Annotated in this window: 27 protein-coding genes; 14 read left to right on the top strand and 13 right to left on the bottom strand. The window is 72.8% G+C overall.

The features are described from left to right. Positions 1-111: 111 nt before the first annotated feature. Both ACIRPT_RS16615 and ACIRPT_RS16620 read left to right on the top strand, forming a co-directional pair. Positions 112-405 carry a hypothetical protein gene (locus ACIRPT_RS16615; protein WP_403827596.1) on the top strand — a complete coding sequence of 98 codons (294 nt, stop codon included), beginning with the start codon at positions 112-114 and terminating at the stop codon, positions 403-405. Between the two features lie 244 nt (positions 406-649). Next, positions 650-1,780 (top strand): trypsin-like serine peptidase, encoded by a 1,131-nt coding sequence (locus ACIRPT_RS16620; RefSeq protein ID WP_403827942.1) that lies wholly within the window; start codon positions 650-652, stop codon positions 1,778-1,780. 132 nt (positions 1,781-1,912) lie between these two features. Here ACIRPT_RS16620 and ACIRPT_RS16625 read toward each other — a convergent pair whose 3' ends face one another. Then, positions 1,913-3,340: a PLP-dependent aminotransferase family protein gene (locus tag ACIRPT_RS16625; protein WP_403827598.1), complete on the bottom strand. Its 1,428-nt coding sequence runs from the start codon at positions 3,338-3,340 to the stop codon at positions 1,913-1,915. A gap of 46 nt (positions 3,341-3,386) precedes the next feature. Between ACIRPT_RS16625 and ACIRPT_RS16630 the strand changes: the two genes are divergently transcribed. After that, a complete protein-coding gene (locus tag ACIRPT_RS16630) occupies positions 3,387-3,884 on the top strand; it encodes a carboxymuconolactone decarboxylase family protein (protein WP_403827600.1) in 498 nt (165 codons plus the stop codon). 56 nt (positions 3,885-3,940) lie between these two features. On the opposite strand, the gene ACIRPT_RS16635 is transcribed toward ACIRPT_RS16630, so the two are convergent. Genes ACIRPT_RS16635 through ACIRPT_RS16645 form a run of 3 tightly spaced genes read right to left on the bottom strand, consistent with a single transcriptional unit; the run spans position 3,941 to position 5,678 of the window. Then, the gene (locus ACIRPT_RS16635; RefSeq protein ID WP_403827602.1) at positions 3,941-4,672 is read right to left on the bottom strand and encodes an isocitrate lyase/phosphoenolpyruvate mutase family protein; all 732 of its coding nucleotides are present in this window, start codon (positions 4,670-4,672) and stop codon (positions 3,941-3,943) included. A gap of 47 nt (positions 4,673-4,719) precedes the next feature. After that, a complete protein-coding gene (locus ACIRPT_RS16640; RefSeq protein WP_403827944.1) occupies positions 4,720-5,184 on the bottom strand; it encodes a carboxymuconolactone decarboxylase family protein in 465 nt (154 codons plus the stop codon). A 5-nt stretch (positions 5,185-5,189) separates the two neighbouring features. Then, positions 5,190-5,678, bottom strand: coding sequence for a carboxymuconolactone decarboxylase family protein (locus ACIRPT_RS16645; protein ID WP_403827604.1), 489 nt, complete (start codon positions 5,676-5,678; stop codon positions 5,190-5,192). A 47-nt stretch (positions 5,679-5,725) separates the two neighbouring features. On the opposite strand from ACIRPT_RS16645, the gene ACIRPT_RS16650 reads away from it, so the two are divergent. Next, entirely contained in the window at positions 5,726-7,180 is a 1,455-nt protein-coding gene (locus ACIRPT_RS16650; RefSeq protein WP_403827606.1) for a PLP-dependent aminotransferase family protein, read from the top strand. Here the strand turns inward: ACIRPT_RS16650 and ACIRPT_RS16655 are convergent. The 4 genes from ACIRPT_RS16655 to ACIRPT_RS16670 form a co-directional block, all read right to left on the bottom strand. Continuing rightward, entirely contained in the window at positions 7,155-8,309 is a 1,155-nt protein-coding gene (locus ACIRPT_RS16655; protein ID WP_403827608.1) for a hypothetical protein, read from the bottom strand. The genes ACIRPT_RS16650 and ACIRPT_RS16655 overlap by 26 nt on opposite strands. Continuing rightward, complete coding sequence (locus ACIRPT_RS16660) at positions 8,306-10,150, bottom strand: HSP90 family protein (protein WP_403827610.1); 1,845 nt, start codon at positions 10,148-10,150, stop codon at positions 8,306-8,308. The genes ACIRPT_RS16655 and ACIRPT_RS16660 overlap by 4 nt, the downstream gene beginning before the upstream one ends. 117 nt (positions 10,151-10,267) lie before the next feature. Next, positions 10,268-10,816 carry a GNAT family N-acetyltransferase gene (locus tag ACIRPT_RS16665; RefSeq protein ID WP_403827612.1) on the bottom strand — a complete coding sequence of 183 codons (549 nt, stop codon included), beginning with the start codon at positions 10,814-10,816 and terminating at the stop codon, positions 10,268-10,270. A gap of 278 nt (positions 10,817-11,094) precedes the next feature. Further along, entirely contained in the window at positions 11,095-11,994 is a 900-nt protein-coding gene (locus ACIRPT_RS16670; protein ID WP_403827614.1) for a hypothetical protein, read from the bottom strand. A 118-nt stretch (positions 11,995-12,112) separates the two neighbouring features. Between ACIRPT_RS16670 and ACIRPT_RS16675 the strand changes: the two genes are divergently transcribed. Together ACIRPT_RS16675 and ACIRPT_RS16680 are read left to right on the top strand one after the other, a co-directional pair. Further along, positions 12,113-12,523: a hypothetical protein gene (locus ACIRPT_RS16675; protein WP_403513554.1), complete on the top strand. Its 411-nt coding sequence runs from the start codon at positions 12,113-12,115 to the stop codon at positions 12,521-12,523. Between the two features lie 18 nt (positions 12,524-12,541). Next, on the top strand, positions 12,542-13,732 hold the full coding sequence (locus tag ACIRPT_RS16680; protein ID WP_403827616.1) for a glutathionylspermidine synthase family protein: 1,191 nt from the start codon (positions 12,542-12,544) through the stop codon (positions 13,730-13,732). 59 nt (positions 13,733-13,791) lie between these two features. Here ACIRPT_RS16680 and rocD read toward each other — a convergent pair whose 3' ends face one another. Continuing rightward, a complete protein-coding gene (rocD, locus tag ACIRPT_RS16685; RefSeq protein ID WP_403827618.1) occupies positions 13,792-15,003 on the bottom strand; it encodes an ornithine--oxo-acid transaminase in 1,212 nt (403 codons plus the stop codon). Between the two features lie 257 nt (positions 15,004-15,260). On the opposite strand from rocD, the gene glyA reads away from it, so the two are divergent. From glyA to ACIRPT_RS16700, 3 genes are all read left to right on the top strand, one after another. Then, the gene (glyA, locus tag ACIRPT_RS16690) at positions 15,261-16,541 is read left to right on the top strand and encodes a serine hydroxymethyltransferase (RefSeq protein WP_403827620.1); all 1,281 of its coding nucleotides are present in this window, start codon (positions 15,261-15,263) and stop codon (positions 16,539-16,541) included. Positions 16,542-16,675: 134 nt separating this feature from the next. Continuing rightward, entirely contained in the window at positions 16,676-17,689 is a 1,014-nt protein-coding gene (trpS, locus tag ACIRPT_RS16695) for a tryptophan--tRNA ligase (RefSeq protein ID WP_403513542.1), read from the top strand. Between the two features lie 230 nt (positions 17,690-17,919). Then, positions 17,920-18,501 carry a 2'-5' RNA ligase family protein gene (locus tag ACIRPT_RS16700; RefSeq protein ID WP_403513539.1) on the top strand — a complete coding sequence of 194 codons (582 nt, stop codon included), beginning with the start codon at positions 17,920-17,922 and terminating at the stop codon, positions 18,499-18,501. A 40-nt stretch (positions 18,502-18,541) separates the two neighbouring features. On the opposite strand, the gene ACIRPT_RS16705 is transcribed toward ACIRPT_RS16700, so the two are convergent. Next, positions 18,542-19,297: a decaprenylphospho-beta-D-erythro-pentofuranosid-2-ulose 2-reductase gene (locus ACIRPT_RS16705; RefSeq protein ID WP_403513537.1), complete on the bottom strand. Its 756-nt coding sequence runs from the start codon at positions 19,295-19,297 to the stop codon at positions 18,542-18,544. A 101-nt stretch (positions 19,298-19,398) separates the two neighbouring features. Beyond that, entirely contained in the window at positions 19,399-20,760 is a 1,362-nt protein-coding gene (locus ACIRPT_RS16710) for an FAD-binding protein (RefSeq protein WP_403827623.1), read from the bottom strand. A 184-nt stretch (positions 20,761-20,944) separates the two neighbouring features. Between ACIRPT_RS16710 and ACIRPT_RS16715 the strand changes: the two genes are divergently transcribed. The 3 genes from ACIRPT_RS16715 (at position 20,945) to ACIRPT_RS16725 (ending at position 23,285) form a co-directional block, all read left to right on the top strand. Beyond that, the gene (locus ACIRPT_RS16715; RefSeq protein ID WP_403827625.1) at positions 20,945-21,250 is read left to right on the top strand and encodes a hypothetical protein; all 306 of its coding nucleotides are present in this window, start codon (positions 20,945-20,947) and stop codon (positions 21,248-21,250) included. After that, entirely contained in the window at positions 21,243-22,214 is a 972-nt protein-coding gene (locus tag ACIRPT_RS16720; RefSeq protein WP_403827627.1) for a decaprenyl-phosphate phosphoribosyltransferase, read from the top strand. The genes ACIRPT_RS16715 and ACIRPT_RS16720 overlap by 8 nt, the downstream gene beginning before the upstream one ends. A 147-nt stretch (positions 22,215-22,361) precedes the next feature. Continuing rightward, positions 22,362-23,285 carry a YihY/virulence factor BrkB family protein gene (locus tag ACIRPT_RS16725; protein WP_403827629.1) on the top strand — a complete coding sequence of 308 codons (924 nt, stop codon included), beginning with the start codon at positions 22,362-22,364 and terminating at the stop codon, positions 23,283-23,285. Between the two features lie 3 nt (positions 23,286-23,288). On the opposite strand, the gene ACIRPT_RS16730 is transcribed toward ACIRPT_RS16725, so the two are convergent. Continuing rightward, a complete protein-coding gene (locus ACIRPT_RS16730; RefSeq protein WP_403827631.1) occupies positions 23,289-24,716 on the bottom strand; it encodes a D-alanyl-D-alanine carboxypeptidase family protein in 1,428 nt (475 codons plus the stop codon). Here ACIRPT_RS16730 and ACIRPT_RS16735 point away from each other — a divergent pair. After that, positions 24,715-24,990, top strand: a complete 276-nt coding sequence (locus ACIRPT_RS16735) for an SCO4848 family membrane protein (RefSeq protein ID WP_403827633.1) — start codon at positions 24,715-24,717, stop codon at positions 24,988-24,990. The genes ACIRPT_RS16730 and ACIRPT_RS16735 overlap by 2 nt on opposite strands. Positions 24,991-25,002: 12 nt before the next feature. On the opposite strand, the gene ACIRPT_RS16740 is transcribed toward ACIRPT_RS16735, so the two are convergent. Next, on the bottom strand, positions 25,003-25,368 hold the full coding sequence (locus ACIRPT_RS16740) for a hypothetical protein (protein ID WP_403827635.1): 366 nt from the start codon (positions 25,366-25,368) through the stop codon (positions 25,003-25,005). 143 nt (positions 25,369-25,511) lie between these two features. Here ACIRPT_RS16740 and ACIRPT_RS16745 point away from each other — a divergent pair, with 143 nt between their 5' ends. Beyond that, positions 25,512-26,819 carry a metallophosphoesterase gene (locus ACIRPT_RS16745; protein ID WP_403827637.1) on the top strand — a complete coding sequence of 436 codons (1,308 nt, stop codon included), beginning with the start codon at positions 25,512-25,514 and terminating at the stop codon, positions 26,817-26,819. Positions 26,820-26,959 lie beyond the last annotated feature (140 nt).

Below are 26,959 nucleotides of genomic sequence, written 5' to 3' on the forward strand. Positions count from 1 at the left end.
GGCCCACCGCCGCCGTCACCCATCCGGATGGCGGACGGTGAACCACCGCACGGCGCGGCGGCAGGCGCAGCAGTCTGGGGCCGCCTGCCGCCGAAGAAGGGCCGAACCGCCATGCCACTGCCGCCGCCGCTGAAGTGCCCCACCCCGGACTGCGACGACTGGTTGTGGAAGGACACCACGACCACCGACAAGGACTGGGACAACTGGCGGTGGTGGTGCCACCGCTGCAACAAGAAGTGGTACCCGACGGCGAAGCAGCTCGGCGAGTTCCGTCACGGCTCGTCATCCGGCGCGTCGCCCGGCTCGCCCCGTGGCGCGTCCTACGGCTCTTCCCAAGGCTCCTCCCATGGGACGTCGCGGGGTCCTTCGTCCTACAACCCGGATCCGAGGGTGCCCCGGCGGTGACCAACTGACCGCTCTGCGCCGGTCAGCGCCGGTCTGCGGGAGGGGAAGAGAGGGAGCCTCGGGCGTACGGCCCCTGGCCGTGACCGCGGCGCGGTGTGGCGGCATAGTAGGGCGTACCCCGACGCCGGGGGCATGACAATACGGCGCGCCGCGATGGGCGGCGCGCCGGCTCGTACCAGGGGGACTCCGCACCGTGCCATCCACGCCGACCAGGCCATCCACCCGCCGCACCACCCTCGCGGCCATGGCGCTGGCCTCGCTGCTCGCGCTCACCGCCACCGCCTGCGGCCCGGGCGACGACAAGGCTGACGGGTCCGGAGGTTCGGCGGCCGCAGACCAGAAGGGCGCCGGCGGCCTCAAGCTCCCCAAGGGCGTGCCGACCAGCATCGACGACCTGAAGAAGTGGAAGGACGGCGGCTGGCAGGACTGGGACAAGTGGGCCCGCAAGGCGCAGGACTTCGCCAACCCGATCATCAAGGACCACTGGAAGACCGAACGCCTGGCGAAGGCGAAGGCCGCGCCTGATCTCAGTGTGAAGGCCACCGGCGCGGGCAGCGCGTCCGAGGGGACCGACCCCGAGCCGCGGCCGGTCACCGCCCAGCAGGTCGGACGGCCGTACCACGCCAACATGGCACCGGTCGGAAAGGTCTTCTTCGACAGCCCCGACGGTCCGCGGGTCTGCTCCGGCACGATCGTCGCGGACCCGGCGCACCCGGGGAAGTCCAACCTGGTGTGGACGGCGGGCCACTGCGTGCACGCCGGCAAGAACGGCGGCTGGATGCGCAACATCGCGTTCGTGCCGTCCTACAACGACTACGGCGTGCCGATGAACCAGGTCGGCAATACGCCGGCGCAGCAGATCACGCCGTACGGCCGCTTCTGGGCCGACTGGATCACCACCTCCGGTGAGTGGATCGACATGGGGAGCCAGGAGGTCGGCAACGGCGGTTCCGCCTACGACTTCGCCGTGCTGCATGTGAGGCCGGAGAACGGCGGCGGCAAGTCGCTGGAGGAGACCGTGGGAGCGGCCGTCCCGGTCTGGTTCAACGCCCCCTCCGCCGACGGCATCGGCGGCATGAAGGCCGTCGGCTACCCGGCGGGCCCGCCCTACGACGGCGCGCGGATGATGAGCTGCCAGGACCGCCCCAACCGCCTCACCATGCAGCAGGGCACGCCCGCCATGGACCGCATCGGCTGCACGATGACCGGCGGTTCCTCGGGCGGCGGCTGGTTCGCCGGTCGTGACGGCAAGCTGGCGCTGGTCTCCAACACCTCGATCAGCTCCAACGCCCACACCTGGCTGGCGGGCCCGCACCTGGGCCCGGAAGCCAAGCGCGTCTTCGACGGGATCAGCCGGAAGTTCGCCCAGCAGTAAGGCGTAGGCGACGGCGCCTCCCGCCAAGGAGGTGCCGAGGGGGGTGCGGGTTGCGGTGGCGCTTGCCACCGCAACCCGCACCGCCTCACGGGATCCGGTCCGCCGGTCCCGGCTGACGGCCGGAGGCCGGGCCTATGCCTCCGGTGGCAGCGCCCGGCACAGCGCCTCCAGCGCGCCCGGAAAGGCGTGGTCGGAGGGTGTCGCATAGCCGACGACCAGGCCGTGGCGGGGCGGCATCGTGGCGGCCGGGTGGCGGTAGTCGGAGAGGCCGTCCAGGGCCAGTCCCTGCCACTGTGCGGCGCGCAGAGCGGTGCTCTCGTCGGAGTGCGTTGCTCCAGAGGGGAGTTGGACGACGGCGTGCAGACCGGCCGCGATGCCGGTGACGGTGAGATGCGGGGCGTGCCCGGCGATCGCCTCGAGCAGCTGGTCGCGGCGCCGCCGGTAGCGCTGGCGCATACGGCGGATATGGCGGTCGTAGGAGCCGGAGGTGATGAAGTCGGCGAGGGTCAGCTGATCGGTGGCGCTCGCCCACGCCTCGCGCTCGCCCTTGGCCTCCAGGACGGGAGCTACCAGGCGCTCCGGGAGAACCATCCAGCCCAGGCGCAGGGCCGGGGACAGGCTCTTGCTGACGGAGCCGAGGTGGATGACGTGTTCCGGGTCCAGGCCCTGGAGCGCGCCCACCGGCTTGCGGTCGTAGCGGAATTCCCCGTCGTAGTCGTCCTCCAGGACGTAACTCCCGCTGGAGCGCGCCCAGTTGATGAGGGTCGCCCGGCGGTCGGGGTGCAGGGGAACACCGGTGGGGAATTGGTGGGCGGGGGTGAGGAGGGCGGCGCCGATGCCTTTGAGGCCGGTCAACTCGTCGGCAGCCGCGCCGTTTTGGTCGAGGGAGAGGGCGTGGGTGTGGACGCCGGCGGCGGCGAGCAGGCCGTGGTGGAAGGCGAGGCCGTACGACTCCACGGCGAGCGGGCCGGGCAGCACGGCGGGGAAGAGGAGGCGCAGGGCGTGGGCGAAGCCGGAGCAGATGACGATGCGGCCTGGGTCGGTGCGCACGCCGCGCGTGCGGGCCAGGTAGTCGGTGAGGGCGCGGCGCAGTTCGGGGCGGCCGCGGGGGTCGCCGGGGCCGAAGGCGTCGTGCGGCGCGGCGGACAGCGCGCGGCGGGCGGCGGCGAGCCAGGCGGCGCGGGGGAAGGACGTGGCGTCCGGCTGCCCCTGGAGCAGGTTGTGGGCGGGGCGGCCCGACGGGGCGCGGTGGGTGGGGGAGCGGAGGGGCTTGAGCGGCTCGGCGCGGTGCGCGACGCGGGTGCCGGAGCCCTGCCGGGCGCTGAGCCAGCCCTCGGCGACGAGTTCGGCGTAGGCGTCGGCGACGGTGTTACGGGCGATGCCCAGGTCGGCGGCGAGCGAACGGTAGGGCGGCAGGCGGGTGCCGGGCGCGAGACGGCCGGTCCGTACGGCGTCCCGCAGCGCACGGATGAGGACGGCGCGGCGGCTGCCGGTGCCGGTGAGCTCCAGGTGGAGATCGGCGCCCAGGCTCTCGGCAAGATTGACCAGTGAATCCGGCATGGAAATGCACCCTACCGGCGGTCGCCTGCGCTTCTAAGTTGGAGCCATGACGAACAACGAAGAGAACAACACCGCGTCCGTGGCGCACCGCACCAAGGCCGGGCGGCTCGACTTCGCCAAGTCCGCGCCCCGGGCCTTCAAGGCGCTCATCGGCCTCGACGCCGCCGCCCGGGAGGGCCTGGACCCCGCCCTCGTGGAACTGGTCAAGATACGCGCCTCGGCGATCAACAAGTGCGCGTACTGCCTCCATATGCACACCACCGACGCCCGGAAGGCGGGCGAGAGCGAGGAGCGGCTGCACATGGTCGCCGTATGGCGGGAGGCCGCGCACTTCTTCACCGAGAAGGAGCAGGCGGCGCTGGCGCTCACCGAGGCGGTGACGCTGGTCGCGGACGGCGGGGTGCCGGACGCGGTGTACGAGCGGGCCGCGCGGCACTTCGACGAGGTGGAGCTGGCGCGGCTGCTGGCCCTGATCTTCACGATCAACACCTGGAACCGGCTCGCCCTCAGCACGGCGAAGGTGGCGGGGACCGACGGCCGGTGAGCCGGAGGCGGCGGCCGGGGCGGGCGTCCCCTGCCGCCCCGCCCCGGCCGTACGGGTCAGCTCCGCACCCGCAGTTCCTCCTGCAGCCGCTCGGCCATCTGCCCCACGGCCGCCATCGCCCGCCGCTGGAGCCCGGGGCCGAAGGTGACGCGGGACGCGCCCAGGGCGCCCAGCTCACGGGGGGCGGGGCCGTCCGGGGTGACCACGGCGTTGACCGGTACGCCGACGGCACCGGCGATCTCGGCCAGCAGCGAGGGCGGGGCGAGGATCGGGTAGACGCAGTCGGCGCCCGCCTCCGCGTACAGCCGGCCGCGCAGGATCGCCTCCTCCGCGCCCTCGACGCCCCGCAGGAACGTATCGATCCGGGCATTGATGACCAGCGCGTCACCCGCCTCGGCCCGCACCCGGGCCAGCCAGTCCGCCTGTGCCTCGGGCTCGCGCAGGAGCCCGGAGGCATGATCGCTGTCCTCCAGGTTGCAGCCCACCGCCCCGGCGTCCGCCAGGCGGCCCACCAACTCCTTGGGGGACAGCCCGTATCCGGCCTCCACGTCCGCCGACACGGGCACTTCCACGGCCCGTACGATCCGTGCGATGGCCGCGAACATCTCCTCGGCCGGCGTGCTGCCGTCCTCGTAGCCGAGGGAGGCCGCGATGCCCGCGCTGGGCGTGGCGAGCGCCGGGAACCCGGCGTCGGCGAAGACCTTGGCGCTGCCCGCGTCCCAGGGCCCGGGCAGGACCAGGGGCAGGTCGGGGCCGTGGTGCAGGGCGCGGAGGGCGGCTGCGGTCATGTGGTGCCTCCAACTGGTGTGACGGGTATGCGGGGGCCGTCCGGTGGCTAAGGGTGTGCGCCGACGGGCGTCCGGACCGCGACGTTGATGCGGTTCCAGATGTTGATCGCGACGATCAGGGCCAGCAGCCGTGCCAGCGCCGCCTCGTCGAAGTGCGCGGCGGCACGGTCGTAAACGTCGTCCGGGACACCGCCGTCCGCCATCCGCGTCACCGCCTCGGTCAGGGCGAGGGCGGCCCGTTCCTGCTCGGTGTAGTGACCGGTCGCCTCTTCCCAGGCGCCGAGGAGATGGATCCGCTGCTCGCTCTCCCCCGCCTTCCTGGCGTCCCGGGCGTGCATATCGATGCAGAACGCGCAGTGGTTGAGCTGGGAGCCGCGCAGCAGGACCAGTTCGACCAGGGTCGGATCGAGGTCCTGTTTCGCGGCGGCGGTCAGTGCCATCAGCGGGGCGAAGATGCCGGGCGCCAGTTTGCCCAGGGGGAGCCTGGGTGCCGTGGTGCTCACGCCGCTCATTGTGGTCATGCCTGGCCCGGGGCCATGCGGGTCGACACACCGAAGCGGTTCCAGGCGTTGATGGTGGTGATCAGGGCGATCAGCTGGGCGAGCTCGGCCTCGTCGAAGACGGCCGCGGCACGGGCGTGGACGGCGTCGGGGACGAACCCCTCCGTCAGGACGGTGATGGCTTCGGTGAGGGCGAGGGCCGCCTGCTCCTTGGGGGAGTAGAACGAGGTGGCCTCCTCCCAGGCGTTGAGCAGGTAGATGCGCTCCTCGGTCTCGCCGGCCTTGCGCGCGTCCTTGATGTGCATATCGATGCAGAGTGCACAGTGGTTGATCTGCGAGGCACGGATCTTCACCAGCTCGACCAGCGCGGGGTTGAGCCCCTTCTTGGCCGCCACGTCGAGGGCGATCATGGCCTTGTAGACCTCGGGGGCGAGCTTGGCCCACTGGAGGCGGGGGCCGTGTGCGTGGGGCGTCGTGGGGGTCTGAGGCGTCGTCTGTGTCGTCATGACTACGACGCTACGGGCCCAATGGCACCCCTGTATGGTCCACTTCCATGGAGAATTCCTGGGCCACTTCCGGGGCCGCCTTCGGGCGCGATCTGCATCTGGACCTCACGGGCCCCGGCGGCGTACGGGCCGCCCTGCTGCGGGCGCTGCGGGACGCCGTACGGTCCGGGCGGCTGGCCACCGGCACCCGTCTGCCGTCCTCCCGTTCGCTCGCCGCCGACCTGGGCATCGCCCGTAACACCGTCGCCGACGCCTACGCCGAACTCGTCGCCGAGGGCTGGCTCAGCGCCCGGCAGGGCTCCGGCACCCGCGTCGCCGAGAGGGCGCCGGCCCGCGACGCCCCCGGCCCCGCCCGGCGCACCACCGGCCCGGCCCGCCCCGCCGACCGGCCGCACTTCGACCTCAGCCCCGGCTCCCCCGACGTCTCCTCCTTCCCCCGCACCGCCTGGCTGGCCGCCGCCCGCCGCGCCCTGACCGCCGCCCCCAGCGAGGCCTTCGACTACGGCACCCCGAACGGCCGCCCCGAACTCCGCACCGTCCTCGCCGACTACCTGGCCCGCGCCCGCGGCGTACGCGCCGACCCGGAACGGATCGTCGTCTGCGCCGGGTTCATGCAGGGGCTGGGGCTGCTGAGCCGGGCGCTGGGCGCGGCCGACAGCGGCGGCGCCGGGCGGATCGCCGTCGAGTCGTACGGGCTCCACTTCCACCGCGACGTCATCACCCGCGCGGGCCTGGGCACCGTCCCCCTGCTCGTCGACGAACACGGCGCCGGTACGCAGGAGCTGCCCGCCCTCGACGACGCGGGCGACATCCGGGCGGCGCTGCTCACCCCCGCCCACCAGTTCCCCACCGGCGTCCCCCTCCACCCCGACCGGCGCGCCGCTGCCGTCAACTGGGCGCGGTCCGCCGGGAGTTACGTCCTGGAGGACGACTACGACGGCGAGTTCCGCTACGACCGCCAGCCGGTGGGCGCCCTCCAGGGCCTGGACCCCGACCACGTCGTCTATCTGGGCACCGCCAGCAAAAGCCTCGCGCCCGCCCTGCGACTGGCCTGGATGGTCCTCCCGGACCGCCTCGTCGACCCGGTGCTGGCCCTGAAACGCACCGGCGAATGGCAGTCCGGCTCCCTGGAACAGCTCACCCTCGCCGAGTTCCTCGCCTCCGGCGCCTACGACCGCCACCTCCGCGGCATGCGCCTGCGCTACCGCCGCCGCCGCGACCAGCTGGTGGCCGCCCTGGCCGACCGCGCCCCGCACATCCGTGTCTCCGGCATCGCCGCCGGCCTGCACGCCGTACTCGAACTTCCCCCGGGCACCGAGCAGTCGATCGTCCAGGCGGCCCGCTGGCAGGGCCTGGCCCTGGCGGGCCTCAGTTTCTTCCGCGACCCCTCGGCCCCCGGAGCGCCGCGCGACGGCCTGGTCGTCGCGTACGGGACGCCGCCGGACCATGCGTTCACGAGCGCGTTGGAGGCGCTGGTCAGAGCGCTGCCTCCGGGGGAGTGACGGACCTCGCGGCGGCCTTGCGGCCGGGCAGCGCCACCGGGGCGCCGATCACGGTGGCGGCCATCCACCGCCGGATGCGATCGCTGTGGAAGCCGTTGCCGCCGCGCGCGTCGAAGCGCTCGGCGATCGCCAGGGACCGCGCCCGCAGCTCCGCGGCCAGCGCCGCGACGGTGGTGTCCGGACGGCGCCGGCCTTCCGACGCCGGGAAGCGCACCGGCAGCGCGCCCTCGCCCTGCGCCGCCAGCCCGTCGAGTACGGCGACCGACGCCGCGGTGAAGTCCATCTCCGTCAGCGGGCTGGTGAACCGCTCCAGCCACGAGAAGTGCCGCTCGATCAGATCCAGGCCATACCCCGCATTGCCGGTGTGGACGCAGAAGAGCAGGTGGTGCGGGAGGTGCTCGAGGTGGTGCGGGTTGTCCCGCATCCGCCGGTACGCGCGCTGGTGAGCGGCGATCGCGTCGTCCGTACGGCCGGTGCGGACATAGGGCAGCAGCAGCTCGGAGTCGATGACCTGCGGCTGTTCCCGGCACGGCGCATTCCGGGCCGGCTCGCCGACCGCGATCGCCTCCTCGTCCCGGCCCAGCGCCACCAGGGTCCGCACCTGACTGGTCGGGACGCAGCCGGAGCAGTCCGACAGCCCGTCCCGCCGGGTGCGGGCCATCCGCTCGTAGAGCTCCTGCGCCCGATCCAGCTCGCCGAGGTTCTCCGCGAACATGCCGCGGTGCTGGAGCACGGCGTGCAGGCTGTGGCCGCCGCGCCGGTAGCGGCGCTCCATGTCGTCCAGCATGCCGTGGGCCCGCTCCAGCGGGATCTCCGGGAACAGGCCGATGATCCAGACCATCCACTTGTACTGCCACAGCAGCGTGTGCTCGACATGGCCGCCGAAGCGGTCCGGCTCCCGGTCGTACGCCGCCAGGCACCAGGAGAAGGACAGCAGCGCCTTGGTGGGCGCATAGCTGAGCGTGAAGACCTCGGTGGCCTCCATCCGCACCTCGAACGCCAGCTCCACCAGGCCGAGCGCATCGGCATGGCGGACCACCTCGTCCAGGGCCGCGAACTTGGCCGGGCCGGGCGGCATGCCGTACGTCTTGCGGAACAGCGCCCGCAGTTCCTGCTCGGTGTGGCTCACTGGGCGCCTCCGGCGACGGCCCGGCCGATCAGGCCGAGGAAGGACTGGTTGAGCGCGGCGGTGTCGGCCGGGCGCAGCGGGTGGTGGCCGAGCAGCAGCGCCTGCACGTACAGGCCCTCCAGGCACGTCGCCCGCAGTTCGGGGTCGGTCAGCGCCAGCACCTGCCGGGCGAGCGCGTTGCGGTGATTGAGCACCAGACGGGGCCGCGCCTCCCCGGCGGTCTGGAAGCTGCCGAGGATCGCCGTCCACACCTCGTCCGCCTGCTCCCTCGCCTCCCGCAGGTCCACCTGGAAGGCGGTGTCCCCGTCGAGGAGGTAGAGGGTGGGCAGCCCGGACGGCTCGAAGGACCGCACCAGCAGATCGCAGCCGAGCCGTGCGAGGACGCCCTGCGCCGCCGCGACGCCGGGCGCGACGGCCCGCTCCTCGGCGGCCGTCAGCCGCTCCAGGTGGGTGGTCAGATCGGCCGCCCGCAGCGCCTCGGCCTCGATCCCGCCGTCCACGGTGACCAGCCGGTCGATGAGCTCGGCGTCGTACACATAACCGGCGTTGACCACCGCGAGCCCCTGCGCCGCGGCGACCGGCGCCAGCTGCCGGAACTCGTCCAGGGCCGGGGTGAACCGGACCACGCCGTACCGCGCGTGGAACTCGCGCAGCGTGAGCGGGCCCGCATTGGTCTCCATCGGCCAGAACTCCGTGACCAGCCGCAGCATCTCGTCGTCGTGCAGCGCCAGCGCCTTCACTCCGAGGTGGTGCACGCGCAGGAACTCCTTGAGCCGCCCCGGGGCCTGCCGGCTCAGCCGGACCAGCCAGCCGCGCAGGCCCTCGCCGAGCCTGTCGCGGGTGTCGTCCAGCAGGTCGTTCTCGTAGAGGGCCTCCCGGCTGGCGGTGGGCCGCAGCTCGGAGGTGTCCACGACACAGCGGACGAAGAACGCCCACTCCGGCAGCAGCCGCTCCGCGCCCTCGGAGAGCAGCATCTGCTTGAGATAGACGCGGTGCGCGGCCGGGACCGCCGGGTTCGCGGGCATCGGCAGGATGAACGCGACGCCGCGCAGCCCGGCCTCGTCCACGGCCAGATCCACCACGTCGAACGGGGCGAAGCCGAAGACCTCCTCGCAGTACGCCGCCAGCCGGTCCCGGCGCTGCGCAGCCGTCTCGTCCGCCGGCCGGTCCCAGGGGGCCGGGCCACCGGTGACGCGCCTGCCGTCCACGGTGACCGGATGCGGCAGATGCGCACCGAAGTGTTCCACCAGCTCGGTGACCGAGGCGCGGGAGAGCAACTGCCCGCAGCCGGGGCGGGGGCGCAGCGTGACCGTGGTGCCCGGCTCGGGGCGCTGCCCGTCGTCGGGGGCCGGGCGGACCGTGTAGCTGCCGTCGGAGCTGCCGTGCCAGAGCACGGTGGGCTCCCCGGCCCGCCGGGTGGTGACCTCGATGGAGTCGGAGACCATGAAGCAGGACAGCAGGCCGATACCGAACTGCCCGAGGAACTCGTGCCGTACAAAGCCGAGTTCATCGCGCTTGGAGCTGCGTCCGATGGTCGCCAGCAGCTCGTGCACCTGCGTCTCGGTCAGCCCGATGCCGTTGTCGCTGATGGTCAGCGAGCCGTCGTCGGTGGCATCACCGGAGGTGACCTCGATCCGGCCGGTGTCCCGCGGGTCCCCGCCGTCGGCGCGCCGCGTGGCGGTGATCGCGTCCACCGCGTTCTGCAGCAGTTCCCGGGCGTAGACCTGGGGGCTGGCGTAGAGGTGATGGCTGAGCAGATCGACGATGCCGCGCAGATCGACGCGGAAGGACTGCGCATCGACGCCGGGCGACGGCGAATCGGCGCGAAAGACTGATGACACGAACTCTCCCCGTTATGGACTACGAACTCGACTGCTCCCCCAGAGGGGGAGGGCGGCCGCCACGGGTCAACTCCCGTACGGCCGCTACCCGCTACCCGCCATACCTCCGTACGGCGGTCACAACTCCCGTACGAACGACACCCGGTCCAGCCCCGGCCCGTCGTAATCCCCGTGCACCGGCACCCCGTCGCCGTCGGTCCGGTCGCCCGGCTCCGTACGGAAGCCCATCCGGGTGTGGTACGCGATGGAGTCGCGGTTGCCGGGGCTGGTGATGCAACGGACCTGGCTGCGGCCGCGGTCGCGCGCCAGGCCGAAGAACCGGCGGTACAGGGCGCCGCCGAGACCGCTCCGCCGGCCCTCCGGGTGGACTCCCACGAAGTGGATATAGGCGGTCTTCGGCTCCGTCTGCGAGAGAAAGCCGATGAGGAAGGCCTGGAGGGTGCCATCGGCGCGCTCGACGAGGAAACTCGTCCCGGCGAAGTGCTGGAGAAACAACCGGGGCACCAGCAACTGCCGTTGGAGCGCCCCCGCTTCGCCCCCCTGACCGCCCCACCAATCGGCCAGCGCCACCTGGAGCCGAGGGTGGTCCGACCCCGCCGGATGCCGCAGCGCCAAACCGGCGGGCAGCGCCCCGAACTCGGGTATGCCTTCGGTGCCTGCGCTCACGGCCGATCCCTCCCACGATGCAACGTCTCCCGTTGCCGTCACCCTAGGGGGCCGTTCGCCGCGATGGCCAAGGGGTTCTCCACCGGCTCGTCTCGGGGTGCACGGCCTCCGGGTTCCTCCTCCGGCATCTGCTCCGCCGCCCGCACTGCCCCTGGACGGCCATCCTCTGCCGGAGGGACGGGCATCAGCTACTCCCCTCGGACCGCACTGGAGCAGGAGTACCGGCGGAACCCGGCTGTGATGGCGACGCTTGCCAATTCGCCTTGCGGGGACGCAGGTCAGCGGTCCCGCCGCTCTCGCGCTGGGCGCCCGGCCGCCGCGGCCACAGCATCCGGCTTCGTCTCCGTCGTCCGTGGCGCCTCCCCGAACCGAGCCAGCGCCAGCGCCCCCACCACCGCCAGGGCGAAGCCCGTCACGGCCAGTGGTGCCAGGCCTTCGCGGGTGCGGTCGCCGAGCCAGGCGACGCCGACCAGGGCGGGGCCGATGGTTTCGCCGATCACCATGCCGGCGGTGGCGGCGGTGACCGAGCCGCGCTGGAAGGCGGTGGTCAGGAGGAGGAAGGCGGCGCCGCCGCCGATGAGGAGGGCGTAGGTGGCGGGGTTGGTCAGGAGGGCGGACGGGGCGAAGTCGTCGAGGAGGCGGACCGCGACCTCCACCACGCCGAAGCCGAAGCCCGCCCCCAGGCCGAGGGCCGCCGGGCGGGCGCGGTCCGGGAGGCGGCCGGCCAGTGCGCCCGACGCGAGGACGGCGAGCGCGAAGAGCAGTACCGCGATACGGAGCCCGGTCGTGCCCCGTAGATGGCCCTCCTCGCCGGAGGAGAGCCCCAGGAGGGCGAGCCCGCCGCAGACCAGCGCCACCGCGCCCCACTCGGCGCGGCTGAGGCGGGTGCCCAGCACCGGCGCCGCGACCACCGCCGTCACCGCGAGGGTGGCCGCGAGCGCCGCACCGACCGTATAGATCGGCAGCGCCCGCAGCGCGCTCAGCTCCAGTACGAACCCCAGGCCGTCCAGCGCCAGCCCGAGCAGATACCGCCACTCCTTCAGCACCCGCAGCAACAGCCGCGCGTCGACGCCCGAACCGGTGCCGGGGGCGGCGCCCCGTGCGGCCACGGCCTGTAGGACGGACGCGGTGCCGAAGCACACCGCCGAGGCAAGGGCACAGATCATCCCAAGGACCATGAAGCGACTGTAGGGGGCGGAGTCGGAAACCGGGCGGGGCCGTTCCCGGCCGGCGCCGGGACGCCCTCTAGGCTGGCCCGGCCGATACATCAGGTCCGTCCACGGGGGAGTTCACGACATGGCCGACAAGGCACGCCGGCGATTGCGGTCGAGCACGGTGATCCTGGGGAGCATGGGCGCGCTGGCCGCCGCCCTCACCTCCTGCGGCTCGGAGCCGGACAAGCGCTGCGTCGACCGCAACAGCTACGCCGCGGGCACGGGCTACCGCGTCGTCGACGCCAAGAGCTGCTCGGCGGGCGGCGGCTCGTCCTCCGGAAGCAGCAGCGGTACGAGCGGCGGCTACGGCAAGACCGGCCGCGGCGGCGCCACGGGCAAGCAGTCCGTGGACGCCCAGTGGTACTACGGGGCGGACGGGTCGAGCGGCCGGTACGCCGACCAGGGGACGTTCAGCAAGAGCACGGCCGTCAACCGCGGCGGCTTCGGCTGCTCGGGCTCGGGCTCGCATTCGCACGGCCGCTACGGCGGCTGAGCGGGAGCGGGAACAGGCATGAAACGGCACACCATCGCACCCCGCCCCGGCTGGCAGCAGACCGTCGAGGCGCAGGGCCTGATCTACCCGCTCACCCGCTATCCGGACGACTCGCTGCGCCCGTACTGGGACGAGAGCGCGTACTACGAGTTCTCGCTGCCCGAGGTCGAGGCGCTGGAAGAGGTCGTCGAGGAGCTGCACGGGATGTGTCTGGCCGCCGCCGCACACATCGTGGAGCGGGACCGTTTCGGCGATCTCGGGATCGACGATCCCCGGCTGGCCTCGCTCATCGCCGAGTCCTGGCGGCGACGCGCGGAACTGCCGTCCGTATACGGGCGGTTCGACCTCCGGTACGACGGCAGCGGACCGGCCAAGATGCTGGAGTACAACGCCGATACGCCGACCTCGCTGGTCGAGGCGGCCAGCCCCCAGTGGTTCTGGATGGAGGACCGCTTCCCCGGCGCCGACCAGTGGAACTCGCTGCACGAGCGGCTGGTGGACGCCTGGAAGCGGCAGGCGGCGCTGCTGCCGCCCGGCGCGCCGCTGCACTTCGCGCACCCCGCGGGCGATGAGCTCGGCGAGGACCTGATGACCGTCGCCTATCTGGAGGAGACGGCGCAGCAGGCCGGCCTGGAGACCGTCGCGATCCCCATGGAAGAGATCGGCTGGGACGGGCTCTCCGGCCGCTTCGTCGACCAGCGGCTGCGGTTCATCCGGGCCTGTTTCAAGCTCTACCCCTGGGAATGGCTGGCCACCGACGACTTCGGCCCGCACGTCCTGGACACCCTCGACAACGGCGGCGGCACCGGCTCCACCCTCTGGATCGAGCCCGCCTGGAAGATGCTGCTGTCCAACAAGGCGCTGCTGGCCGTCCTCTGGGAGCTGTTCCCCGGGCATCCGAATCTGCTGCCCGCCTATCTGGACGGGCCGCGGGAGCTGGCGGAGACGACGGGGTACGTGGCCAAGCCGCTGCTCGGCCGGGAGGGCGAGGGCGTCACGCTGCACGAGCCGGGCGGGCAGGCGGTCCCGCGCGGTCCCGAAGACCCCTGCTGCTACCAGGAGCTGGCGCCGCTGCCGGACTTCGACGGCAACCGGGTGGTGCTCGGCGCCTGGGTCGTCGAGGACGAGGCGGCGGGGCTGGGCATCCGGGAGTCGGCGGGACCGGTGACGGACGAGTACGCGCGGTTCCTGCCGCATGTGATTCCTTGAGCGGCCCCGGGGGCCGGAGGCCCGGCCCGTAGCCCCGGGCATGACCCATCGGACAGGCCCTAACCGCCCAGCACGCCCCGCAGCCGGTCGAGGCCCCAGTCCAGGTCCGCCTTGCTGATCGTCAGCGGCGGCGCTATCCGGATCGTGGCGCCGTGGGTGTCCTTGACCAGCACCCCGTGCGCCAGCAGCCGCTCCGCGACCTCCCGCCCGGTGCCGCGCGACGGGTGGATGTCCACGCCCGCCCACAGCCCGCGCCCGCGCACCGCGTCCACCGCGCCGCCGCCCACCAGCGGCGCCAGCTCGCCGTGCAGATGCTCGCCCAACTCCGTTGCCCACGCCTGGAATTCACCGGTCCGCAGCATCGCCATGACCTCCAGCGCCACCGCGCACGCCAGCGGATTCCCGCCGAACGTCGACCCGTGCTCACCCGGCGCGAAGACGCCCAGCACCTCCCGCGAGGACACCACCGCCGACACCGGCACCACCCCGCCGCCCAGCGCCTTGCCCAGGACGTACATGTCCGGGACCACGCCCTCGTGCTCACAGGCGAAGGTCCGGCCCGTACGGCCCAGCCCCGACTGGATCTCGTCGGCGATGAACAGCACCTTCCGGTCACGGGTCAGCTCCCGCACGCCCGCCAGATAGCCCGGCGGCGGGACCAGCACGCCCGCCTCGCCCTGGATCGGCTCCAGCAGGACGGCGACCGTGTCCTCGTCGACGACCGCCTCCAACGCCGCGAGATCGCCGTACGGGACGATCGCGAAGCCGGGGGTGTACGGGCCGAAGCCCGCGCGGGCCTCCTCGTCCGTGGAGAAGGAGACGATGGTCGTCGTCCGGCCGTGGAAGTTGTTGTCCGCGACGATGATCTTCGCCCGGCCGTCCGGGACACCCTTGACCTGGTAGCCCCACTTACGGGCCGCCTTCACCGCCGTCTCGACCGCCTCGGCGCCGGTGTTCATCGGCAGCACCAGCTCCATCGCGCACAGCTCGGCCAGCTGCGTACAGAAGGCACCGAACCGGTCGTGATGGAAGGCGCGGGAGGTCAGCGTGACCCGTTCCAGCTGGGCGGCGGCCGCATCCAGCAGCCTGCGGTTGCCATGGCCGAAATTCAGCGCGGAATATCCGGCGAGCAGATCCAGATAGCGCCGCCCCTCCACATCCGTCATCCAGGAACCCTCGGCGGTGGCCACCACGACCGGCAGCGGGTGGTAGTTGTGCGCGCTGTGGGCATCGGCGGCGGCGATGGCGCGGGCCGTTTCCGTGGACGTCACCGGAGGCTCCGTTCGGTCGGCGGATGCCGGCGTGGGCGCCTGTGCGGGTGGCGGTGCGCGTGCTGCGCCGCACTCGGCGCCCCTTTCCAGTGTGACTCTCGATAGGCTGTGCGGTGCACACCGCGACTGGCGTACGGGGAAATGACCCCGAGGGAGCGGTGCGCGGCCGCCTCGGCGGCCCTCACGAGGTGTCGCCCCGCCTGGGCACCCCGGGACCACGACCGGACCACCGATCGCCCGCCCCGGAGGAAAACCTCATGACGCTTCCCCGTCCCCTCTCGCACCCCGCGCTCAGCGCCGCGGACCCCGAACTGGCCGAGCTCGTCGGCGCCGAGGAACGGCTCCAGGCCGACACGCTGCGGCTGATCCCCAGCGAGAACTACGTCTCGGCCGCCGTCCTGGAAGCCACCGGAACGGTCCTCCAGAACAAGTACAGCGAGGGCTACGCCGGCCGTCGCTACTACGAAGGCCAGCAGAACATCGACCGCGTCGAGACCCTGGCCGTCGAGCGCGCCAAGGCCGTCTTCGGCGTGGAGCACGCCAACGTCCAGCCGTACTCCGGCTCGCCCGCCAACCTCGCCGCCTACCTCGCCTTCGCCGAGCCCGGCGACACGGTGCTCGGCATGGCGCTGCCGATGGGCGGCCACCTCACCCACGGCTGGGGCGTCTCGGCCACCGGGAAGTGGTTCAACGGGGTGCAGTACGGCGTTCGTGCGGACAACGGGCTGATCGACTTCGACGAGGTACGCGACCTGGCCCGCAAGGAACGCCCGAAGATCATTTTCTGTGGCGGTACGGCCGTCCCGCGCACCATCGACTTCGCCGCCTTCGGCGAGATCGCCCGCGAGGTCGGCGCCGTGCTCGTCGCCGACATCGCGCACATCGCCGGTCTGATCGCGGGCGGCGCGCACCCGTCCGCCGCACCGCACGCGGACGTCATCTCCACGACTACCCACAAGACCCTGCGCGGGCCGCGCGGCGCGATGCTGATGTCGCGCGCCACGCACGCCAAGGCCATCGACAAGGCCGTCTTCCCCGGCCTCCAGGGCGGCCCGCACAACCACACCACCGCCGCCATCGCCGTCGCCCTGCGCGAGGCCGCCACGCCCGCCTTCGCGCAGTACGCGCACGCCGTCGTCGCCAACGCCAAGGCGCTCGCCGAGGCGCTGCTGGCCCGCGGCTTCGACCTGGTCTCCGGCGGCACGGACAACCACCTGGTGCTGATCGACCTGACGTCCAAGGACGTACCGGGCAAGGTCGCCGCCAAGGCCCTGGACCGTGCCGGGATCGTCGTCAACTACAACACCGTCCCCTTCGACCCCCGCAAGCCCTTCGACCCCTCCGGCATCCGTATCGGCACCCCGTCGCTGACCTCCCGGGGCCTGGGCACGGACCGGATGCCGCAGGTCGCGGAGTGGATCGAGCGCGGCGTGGCGGCCGCGGGGACCGGCGACGAGGCCGCCCTGGCCGCGATCCGGGGGGAGGTCGCGGAGCTGATGGCCGCGTATCCGGCCCCCGGGCTGCCGACCGGCGACTGACCGCGGACGGACGGACGGGCCGCCGGCCGCTCCGGCAGCCGGCGGCCGGTCCCCCCAAGGCCCGGCCACCGCCCCGCCGTCCACTCCCCGACCACGCGCCCGGGAGCGCCCGCCGACCTGAGACAATCGGTGCCATGGCTCTCGACCGTCCGCGTGTCCTCTCCGGAATCCAGCCCACCGCCGGCTCCTTCCACCTCGGCAACTACCTCGGCGCAGTCCGCCAGTGGGTGGCGCTGCAGGAGTCCCACGACGCCTTCTACATGGTCGTCGACCTGCATGCGATCACCGTCCCGCAGGACCCGGCCGAGCTGCGCGCCAACACCCGGCTGGCCGCCGCCCAGCTGCTGGCGGCCGGACTCGACCCGGAGCGCTGCACCCTCTTCGTCCAGAGCCATGTCCCCGAGCACGCCCAGCTGGCCTGGGTCATGAACTGCCTCACCGGCTTCGGCGAGGCCGGCCGGATGACGCAGTTCAAGGACAAGTCGGCCAAGCAGGGCGCCGACCGCGCCACCGTCGGCCTCTTCACGTACCCGATCCTCCAGGTCGCCGACATCCTCCTGTACCAGGCCAATGCCGTACCCGTCGGTGAGGACCAGCGGCAGCACATCGAGCTCACCCGCGACCTCGCCGAGCGCTTCAACGGCCGCTTCGGCGAGACCTTCACGCTCCCGGCGCCGTACATCCTCAAGGAGACGGCGAAGATCTACGACCTGCAGGACCCGTCGATCAAGATGAGCAAGTCGGCGTCCACCCCCAAGGGCCTGATCAACCTCCTCGACGAGCCCAAGGCGACCGCCAAGAAGGTCAAGAGCGCGGTGACGGACACCGACACGGTGATCCGCTACGACGCCGAGAACAAGCCGGGCGTCTCCAACCTCCTCACGATCTACTCCACCCTCACGGGCACGTCCGTCGCGGACCTGGAGCGGCAGTACGAGGGCAAGATGTACGGCGCTCTCAAGACCGACCTCGCCGAGGTGATGGTCGATTTCGTCACACCGTTCCGGGACCGTACGCAGGAATATCTGGACGACGCCGAGACGCTGGACGCGATCTTGGCAAAGGGTGCGGAGAAGGCCCGTTCGGTGGCGGCCGAGACCCTCGCCACCACGTATGACCGGCTCGGATTCCTGCCGGCCAAGCACTGAGCGGAGCGCCCGCGGGGCCGGCCACGGCCGGCTTCGCGGGCGGCCGAGGGCTCCCCTTCCCCCTCCGGGGGCGGAGGTGCCCGCCGGTAACAGGGCCGCGGACGCCGCCCGCCGCGGGCGCGCACCCGGCACACTGATAGCCGGCGCGTGAAAACGTCCCGTCGGCCGGTGCGCGCGAGCGCGCCGACCGGGGACGTCAGAGAGCTTTGGACTTCAGGAGGGAGAATGCCGTGGGGCCCGTCACACTGGGCGTTTCGATCGCGGTCCCGGAGCCTTACGGAAGCTTCCTCCAAAGGAAGCGCGAGAGCTTCGGGGACCCCGCCGCGCACGGCATCCCCACCCACATCACCCTCCTTCCCCCGACGGAGGTCGGCGCGGAGGCCCTGCCCGCCATCGACGCGCACCTCGCCGAGGTCGCCGCCTCCTTCCGCCCCTTCCCGCTGCGGCTGGAGGGCACGGACACCTTCCGCCCGCTGTCCCCGGTCGTCTTCGTGAAGGTCGCCGAGGGCGAGGTGGGCTGCACCGCCCTCCAGGCCCGGGTCCGTGCCGCCTCCGGCCCGTGCGCCCGCGAGCTGGCCTTCCCGTACCACCCGCATGTCACGGTCGCGCACGGCATCGCCGAGGAGGCGATGGACCGGGCCCACGCCGACCTGAAGGACTTCTCCGCCACCTGGACGATCGGCGCCTTCGCGCTCTACCAGCAGGGCGCGGATGCGGTGTGGCGGCTGGAGCGGGAGTATCCGTTCGGCCCGCAGACGGCAGGGGTGCCGCGGCAGGCGGACCTCTCGCGGCCGTCGGCGCCCGCTTCGTAGCGGGCCGGGCCTCGCCGGACGTCGCGGGTCTCGGCCGGTCCTACAGGGGCAGCCGGCGGAACACCGCGCGCGGTACGTGGCGCAGCGCCGACATCACATAGCGCAGGGTGCCCGGCACCCAGACGATGTCGGCGCGCCGGCGCAGCCCGTCCTCGATCGCCTCGGCGACCGCCTCCGGCGTCGTGGCCAGGGGGGCGGCGTCGCGGCCGGCGGTCATCTTGGTGTGGACGAAGCCGGGCCGTACGACCATCACGTGCACGCCGCTCCCGCGGAGGGAGTCGCCCAGGCCCTGGGCGAAGGTGTCCAGCCCCGCCTTGCTCGATCCGTAGAGGAAATTCGAGCGCCGGGCCCGCTCGGCGGCCACCGAGGACAGCACGACCAGCGATCCATGGCCCTGGCGGCGCAGGGCCAGGCCGCAGATCAGGGCGGCGGAGAGCGCGCCGGTGTAGTTGGTCCGGGCGATCCGGACGGCCGCTGCCGGGTCGTTCTCGTCGCGCGGCTGGTCGCCGAGCACGCCGAAGGCCAGCAGCACCATGTCGATGTCTCCCTCGGCGAAGATCTTGCCGAGGATCTCCTCGTGGCGGTCGGTGTCCAGCGCGTCGAACGCGACCGTACGCACCCGGGCGCCGAGGGCACGCAGCCGCTGCGCGGATTCCTCCAGCGCCGGCGAGGGCCGCCCGGCCAGCCAGACGGTACGGGCACGCCGGACGGCCAGGCGGGCGGCGCCGGCGAGCGCGATCTCGGAGGTCCCGCCGAGCACCAGCAGGGACTGGGGGGTTCCGAAGGCGTCTTTCATGGGGTTCCTTGGGTGAGGGGTGGAGGGGCGGAGGAATTTCCCACCCCCGCCCCGGCGTTGACGGCCCACAGGGGGCCCGGGCAACCCTTAGGGGGCGCCCCCTAGAGGCCAAGCCGCCGCGCCAGGTCCGACATGAGTACCCCGCCCGGATCCAGCTCCGCCCGCAGCGCGCGGAAGTCGGGCAGTCGCGGATACATCGCGGCCAGCAGCTCGGGCCGCAGCCGGGCGTCCTTCGCCAGGTACACCCGCCCACCCGCCGCCGCGACCTCCTCGTCCAGCCCGTCCAGGAACGCGTCGAGGCCGGGCAGCCGGGCGGGGACGTCCAGGGCCAGCGTCCAGCCCTCGGTGGGGAAGGACAGCCAGCCGGGACCGGCGGGTCCGAAGCGTTTGAGGACGGCGAGGAAGGACGGGCAGCGGCGGTCCGCGATGCGCCGCACGATGCGCCGTAACGTCTCCTCCTGGCCGTGCCCGACCACGAACTGGTACTGCACCAGGCCGCCTTGGCCGTAGACCCGGTTCCAGTGCGGTACGCCGTCCAGGGGGTGGCAGAACGCGGAGAGCTTCCGCAGATCGCCCGTGCGGTGACGGGGGGCCGTGCGGTACCAGAGCGCGTTGAAGGCGGCGACGGCCGGGCGGCTCAGCATTCCCCGGGGCAGCGGGGGCGCGGGGGGCAGCCGTACGGGGCGGAAGGCGAGCGGGTCGCGGCGCGCGCGGGGCGGCAGCGCGTCGAGGGGTGCGTGGTCGGCGCGGGTGAGCACCGAGCGGCCCGTTGCGCGGCCGCGGGCCAGCAGGTCGATCCAGGCGACGGAGTAGCGGTAGAGGCGGTCGGTGGCCGTCATACGGGCCAGCGCGTCGTCGAGGTCCGTGGTGCGTTCGGTGTCGACGAAGACCAACGACGTCTTCACGGGCAGGAGTTGGAGGGTGGCGGTGAGGATGATGCCGGTCAGGCCCAGGCCGCCGGCCGTGGCGTCGAAGAGGTCGGTTCCGGGCCGTACGGTGCGGATCTCGCCGCCAGCGGTGAGGAGGTCGAGGGACCGTACGTGGCGGGCGAAGGAGCCGGCGCCGTGATGGTTCTTGCCGTGGATGTCGGCGCCGATCGCGCCGCCGACCGTCACATAGCGGGTGCCGGGGGTGACCGGTACGAACCAGCCCAGCGGCAGCAGCGTCCGCATCAGCCGGTGCAGGCTCACCCCCGCCTCGCACACGACGATGCCCGCCTTGGCGTCGACGGCGCGGATGCGCTCCATTCGGGTCATGTCCCAGACGGTGCCGCCGGCGTTCTGCGCGGCGTCGCCGTACGCCCGGCCGAGGCCGCGCGGGATGCCGCCGCGTGGTCCGCCCTCGCGTACGGCGGCCAGCGCGGCGACCGCCTCGGCCGGTGAGCCGGGGCGGACGAGGCGGGCGGCGGTGGGGGCGGTGCGGCCCCAGCCCGTCAGGGGCGTGACGGCGGTGTCGGACGGCATGTCAGCGACGGTAGTGCCGGATATCGGGTGATTGGCCGCTACCGGCCCCTCGGCCGCCCGTCGCTCGCCGAAAAGGGTGATTAATGGTGTGGATGGGCTAATTGTAAGGAAATTCGGCCAACGGGCAGTGAGAGTCGAGAGGACGACGTACCCGCCGTCGCCGCTCGGATCGGATCGGATGGAGATGAGTCCACTGACCCCGCTGGAGATCGACCATCGTCTGCTCGTGGCGCTGCGCGGTACGGCCCTGATATCCGGCGCGCCCCTGGCGAGCACGGGCCGCAAGCGGCTGATACGTCGCCCCCGGGCCGGCCTCCGGGACCGCGCGCCCTTCGTCCCCGTCAGGGGCCGCCGCTCCTTCCCCGGCTCCCGTGCCGGCTCGGCCGCGGCCGCCGCGGTGCCGGGCGCCCTCATGGCATGGATGGGCGTCCGCTGGATGCACCCGCTCGGCATATCCGCCGGGCCCGCCCCGGGCGGTGCCCATGGCTGAGCGCACCGCACTCCTGGAGGAGCCGCCGCCGCGGCCCACGCCCCGGGTCGTCCCGGCCGGTATGGCGGTCGGCGGGCCGCGGGGGAGTGGCGTGGCGAGAGGGCTGCTGCGTACCGCGCGCCCGCGTCAATGGATCAAGAACGTCCTGGTTCTGGCCGCTCCGGCCGCCGCGGGCGACCTCTTCCGCCATCGCGCCCTCTCCCAACTCGCCCTGATATTCGTGCTGTTCACGGCCGCGGCGGCCGCCGTCTACCTCATCAACGACGCCCGCGACGCGGCCGCCGACCGGGCCCACCCCGACAAGTGCCGCCGTCCGGTGGCCGCCGGCGAGGTCCCCGTACCCCTCGCGTACGGGACCGGCGGGCTGCTCGCGGTGCTGACGCCGCTGGCCACCGCGGCGCTCTGTAACACCGCTACAGCCGCGTTGATCGCCGCGTACCTCCTGATGCAACTCGCCTACTGCATCAGCCTCAAGCACGTCCTGGTCGTCGATCTCGTCGTGGTGACCACCGGATTCCTGATGCGCTCGATGGTCGGCGGACTGGCGCTGGGCATCCCGCTCTCCCGCTGGTTCCTGATCACTGCGGGCTTCGGCGCCCTGTTCGTCGTCGCCGCCAAGCGGTACTCCGAGGCGCTCCAGATGGCCGCGAGGCGCGGCGAGACGCGGGCGCTGCTGCGCGAGTACACCGAGGGCTATCTGCGCTTCGTCTGGCAGCTGGCGGCCGGCGGCGCGGTCCTCGCGTACTGCCTGTGGGCGCTGGAGAGCGGCGGCACGAGCGCGGGCGCGCTGCCCTGGCGCCAGCTGTCGATGGTGCCGTTCATACTTGCCGTACTGCGCTACGCCGTCTTCGCCGACCGCGGTACGGCCGGCGCGCCGGAGGACGTACTGCTGCGGGACCGGCCACTGGCCGCGATCGGCCTGGTGTGGATCGCGCTGTACGCGGTGGCGGTCGCCGACCTTTGAGCCGCCGCGCCCACAGCCCAAGGGCATGGCCCGGTACGCATGTATGGGCCGCCGCCGCTCCGGGGTATGCGGAAGTTGATGTTCCGGACGGCTGGCGGCTGGCGGCTGACGCTGTCGGCCGGCGGCTCTGGCGAATGAGGGGGACCCATGGACTGGCTGACCAGACTGCCGGTGATCGGCCCGGCGATCCGGCCCGGCGTGACCTGGCTGATGGCCAGCCACCCGTGGCGCGCCTACGAGCGCATGCAGCGGGTGCACTGGACCCGGCTCGCCGCCGCGATCACCTTCACCAGCTTCATCGCGCTCTTCCCGCTGCTGACCGTCGGCGCCGCGATCGGCGCCGCCGTGCTGAGCGACAGCCAGCTGCACCAGCTCCAGGCCAAGCTCGCCGAGCAGGTCCCCGGTATCTCCGCACAGCTCGACCTGGTGGGTCTGGTCAACAACGCCACCACGGTCGGCCTGATCGCCGGTGCGCTGCTGCTGTTCACCGGCATCGGCTGGGTCGAGTCGCTGCGCGACTGCCTGGGCGCGGTGTGGGAGAAGGAGAAGGACGACGTCAACTTCTTCGTCGGCAAGCTCCGCGACGGTGTGCTGCTGGTCGGCCTCGGCGGCGTGGCGCTGCTCTCCGTCGCCTGCTCGACCTTCGCGACCGCCGCGGTGGGCAAGGTCGCCGAGGCCATCGGCCTGCCGGAGGGTGGCATCGGCTCCGTACTGCTCTCCGCCGCCGGCTTCTGCATCGCCGTCCTCGCGGACTTCCTGATGCTGGTCTTCGTCCTGACCAAACTGGCCGGCGCCCACCCGCCCCGCCGCGCCGTCGTGGTCGCGGGCCTCATCGGCGCGATCGGCTTCGAACTGCTGAAGCTGCTGCTCAGCGGCTATCTGCGGGGCGTCGCCGCGCGGAGCATGTACGGGGCCTTCGGCACCCCGATCGCCCTGCTGCTGTGGATCAACTTCACGGCGAAGCTGCTGGTGTTCTGCGCGGCGTGGACGGCCACACCGGGTGCCCGGCCCGAGGGGGAGCCGGCGGAGGGGGCGAAGCCGGACCCCGCCGGGCCCCGCCCCCGTGCCTGACCGTTACTCGCCTCCCGCACGGGACCGCCGCCGAAGCACCCCCAGCGCCACCAGCCCCGCCAGCACCAGCCCGCCCCCGGCGATCCCCACCGTCGTCCAGACACCGCTCGAGTCGTCGGCGCTCTGCCTGGCCATCTGGGGATCCAACGCGTTGCCGCCGTCGCTGTGCCGCTTTCCGCGGGCCGCCCGGTCCTCCTCGTCCTTGGGCCCGACCAGCCGCCCGACCGGCTCCACCTTCCCGAACGCCTTGAATCCCCAGTCCAGGAGCCGGGCGGCCTCCCGGTAGGCCTCGTTGTGCTCCTTCTTCTGCGGATTCATGACCGTGACGAGCAGCTTGCGGCCGCCGCGCTCGGCGACCCCGGTGAACGTCGACCCGGCGTTCGTGGTGGAGCCGTTCTTCACCCCCGCGATGCCCGGGTACGGCTTGATGTCGTAGTCGCCGCTCAGCAGCCGGTTGGTGTTCTGGATCCCGAACGTCTTCCGCTTGCCGCCCTTCGCCGGCTCACCCGGGAACTGCGCGCTCGCCGTCGAGCAGTACTCGCGGAAGTCGGCGTTCTTCAGCCCCGCGCGGGCGAACAGGCTCAGGTCGTACGCGCTGGAGACCTGCCCCGGCGCGTCATAGCCGTCCGGCGTGACGACATGCGTGTCGGTGGCGTTCAGCTCCTTCGCGCGCTTTTGCATCTCGGCGACGGTGGCCTCCGTGCCGCCGTTCATCGCCGACAGCGCGTGCACGGCGTCGTTGCCGGAGCGCAGGAACACCCCGAGCCACAGGTCGTGCACCGAGTAGGAGAGGTTCTCCTTTATCCCCACGAGGCTGCTGCCCGCGCCCATCCCCTCCAGGTCGGCGGGCTTGACCGTGCGCTTCTCGTCCTTGGGGAACTTCGGCAGCACCGTGTCGGCGAACAGCATCTTCAGCGTGCTGGCCGGCGCGAGCCGCCAGTGCGGATTCTTGGCGGCCAGCACCTCACCGGTCGCGGCGTCCGAGACGATCCACGAACGGGCGGTCAGCGCGGCCGCCCCCGGCAGCTTCGGTGCCCCCGCCGCCAGCTGCCCCACCTGGACGCCGGGCTGCCCCAGCCGGGCCCCGCCGACCGCCGACATCTTGGCGGGCGGCGCCGGGGCCTTCGGCTGCTTGCCGTCCGCGGGGACGGCGTACGCGGTACCGGCCAGCAGCGGGGACGCCAGCAGCGCGGCGGCGGCCAGACCGGCCACGGCGCGCGCGGGGCGGCGGGGCGGCGCGGCGGGCGCGTCCGAAGGGCCCGAAGGCCGGTTACGGGCCGAAGGGGTCGAAGGAGTGGAGGCCGTGGGATCAGCAAAGGTCGTCGGCACGTCGCAGAACGTACCCGGCCGGTCGCCCACCCCAGACATCACCCCACGGAAGAGTGCCCCACCCGACCGCCGGATGGAGCCCCTGCCCATACTGGAAGCCATGAAGCTCTCTCGCCCCGTGTCCTGGTTCCTGCTCGCCTTCGGGGTCTGGAGCTGGTTCATCTGGATCACTTTCGTCAAGAATCTGTGGCAGGACGGCAGCGGCCTCGCCTTCAATGCGGCAGGCGACCCGACCGCGTACTTCTGGGTGCACCTACTGCTCGCGGTGACGTCCTTTCTCTTGGGGACGGTGATCGGGGTCATCGGGTTCCGGGGAGTGCGGGCGCTGCGGCGGGAGGCGGCCCGGGCTGAACCGTCGTCCCCGACGGACGGGTGACCGGGGTCACGTCTACGGGCAGTTCTCGCACGGCTCCCAGGTGACGTCGCACTCCCAGAAGGGGGACGCGCCCGTCGCCTCCAGCGCGCGCCCGGCTTCCTCGCCCAGTTCGTAGCAGTGGATGCCGGCGCCCGGAAATGCCGCGGCCAGCAGGTCGGTCGCCTCCTGCCGGCCGTCCTCGCTGACGAACAGACAGCCGCAGTTCTCCGCGAGCAGTTCGACGTCCTCGAGGCCGGCCAGCGAGCACCGCGCGTCCGCTTCGGTGAGCCACCGTCCCTGGGCGGTCCGCCCCCGGACCGCGAGGGTGAGCGCCACCTTGCCGTCCCCGGCCCACCCGTCCTCGCAGAACTCGATCCGGGCACCGTCGAAAGTCGTCATGGCGTCAATCATGGCAGTGGCGGAACCGCCCGGGGTGCTCAACTCCGCCGCCGCCCCGCGCGGTTGGCCGGGTGTCGATCGCCCCCGAAGTGGTCCTATAGCGTGCGGGACCGGCAGGCATTCGGCAATTCCGGGGAGTCGGCGTGATCTTCGCTTTGATCGTGGTCCCGGTCCTCGGGCTGTTCTTCGGCGTACACCGCTATCTGTGGTGCCGGCTGATCCGCGATACCACCGCGCCCGGCGGCCGGGCGCGGCGCGCGGGCACCGTCGCGGCCCTCGCCCTCCCGCTGCTCGCCCTCGCCGCGCTGCTCGCCGGGCGGCTCGGCGCGCCGTTCGTGCTTCAGCAGGTGCTGGCCTGGCCGGGATACCTGTGGCTGGCGCTGGTGCTCTACCTGGTGTTGGCGCTGCTGGCGGGGGAGGCCGTACGGGCGGTGTGGCTGGCGGTGTGGCCGCGGGTGGCCCCGGCGCGGCGTCCGGAGCCGGCGGCCATCGGCGCCCCCGATCCCGCGCCGCCTGCCACCTCTACCTCCTCCCCCTCCTCCCCCTCCTCCCCCTCCTCCCCCTCCTCGCCCCCTACCCCTACCCTCCTCCCGCCGCACACCCCCGCCCTGCCGCCGCTCCCCGCCCCGCCCCGCCGGCTCTTCGTCGCGCGGGCGGTCGCGGCCGGTGCGTCCCTCGCCGCGGTCGCCACCGTCGGGTACGGCACCGCGACGACGCTGCGCGGCCCCCGCGTGAAGCGCGTCACCGTCCCGCTGGCCAAACTGCCGCGCGCCGCGCACGGCTTCCGCATCGCCGTCGTCAGCGACATCCACCTGGGCCCGGTCCTCGGCCGCGCCCACACCCGGCGCATCGTCGACACGATCAACCGGACCCGCCCGGACCTGGTGGCCATCGTCGGCGACCTGGTGGACGGCAGCGTCCCCGACCTGGGACCGGCCGCCGAGCCGCTGCGCGCGCTGGAATCCCGTTACGGGTCGTACTTCGTCACCGGAAATCACGAGTATTACTCGGGTGCGGCGCAATGGGTCGATCATGTACGGGAATTGGGCGTCCATCCGCTGGAGAATGCGCGCACCGAACTTCCCGGTTTCGATCTCGCCGGGATCAATGACCTGGCAGGGGAAAGCGAGCACGCGGGACCGGACTACGGACGGGCCCTCGGCGGACGGGACACGGCCCGCGCCGTCGTTCTGCTGGCGCATCAGCCCGTCACCATCCACGACACCGCCCGGCACGGCGTGGATCTGCAGCTCTCCGGCCACACCCACGGCGGCCAGATGTGGCCCGTCACCTACCTCGCCGCGGCCACCAATCCCACCGTCGCGGGCCTGGCGCGCTACGGCGACACCCAGCTGTACGTCACCCGCGGCGCGGGCGCCTGGGGGCCGCCGGTGAGGGTGGGGGCTCCGCCGGATGTCACCGTTGTCGAACTTGCCTCGCTGCGGGCGTAGTTCCGCCGCCCGGGACGGCAGTCGTGACGGCACGGGGCCGGCCGTGGCGCGGCCCGTGAACGGTTAACGGCGCACCGCGCGGGTACGTTGGTAACGGACTGCCGACGAAGTGCGGTTGCATTACACCGCGAATCGGACAG

Source organism: Streptomyces sp. NPDC101227 (assembly GCF_044767545.1).
GTDB lineage: Bacteria > Actinomycetota > Actinomycetes > Streptomycetales > Streptomycetaceae > Streptomyces.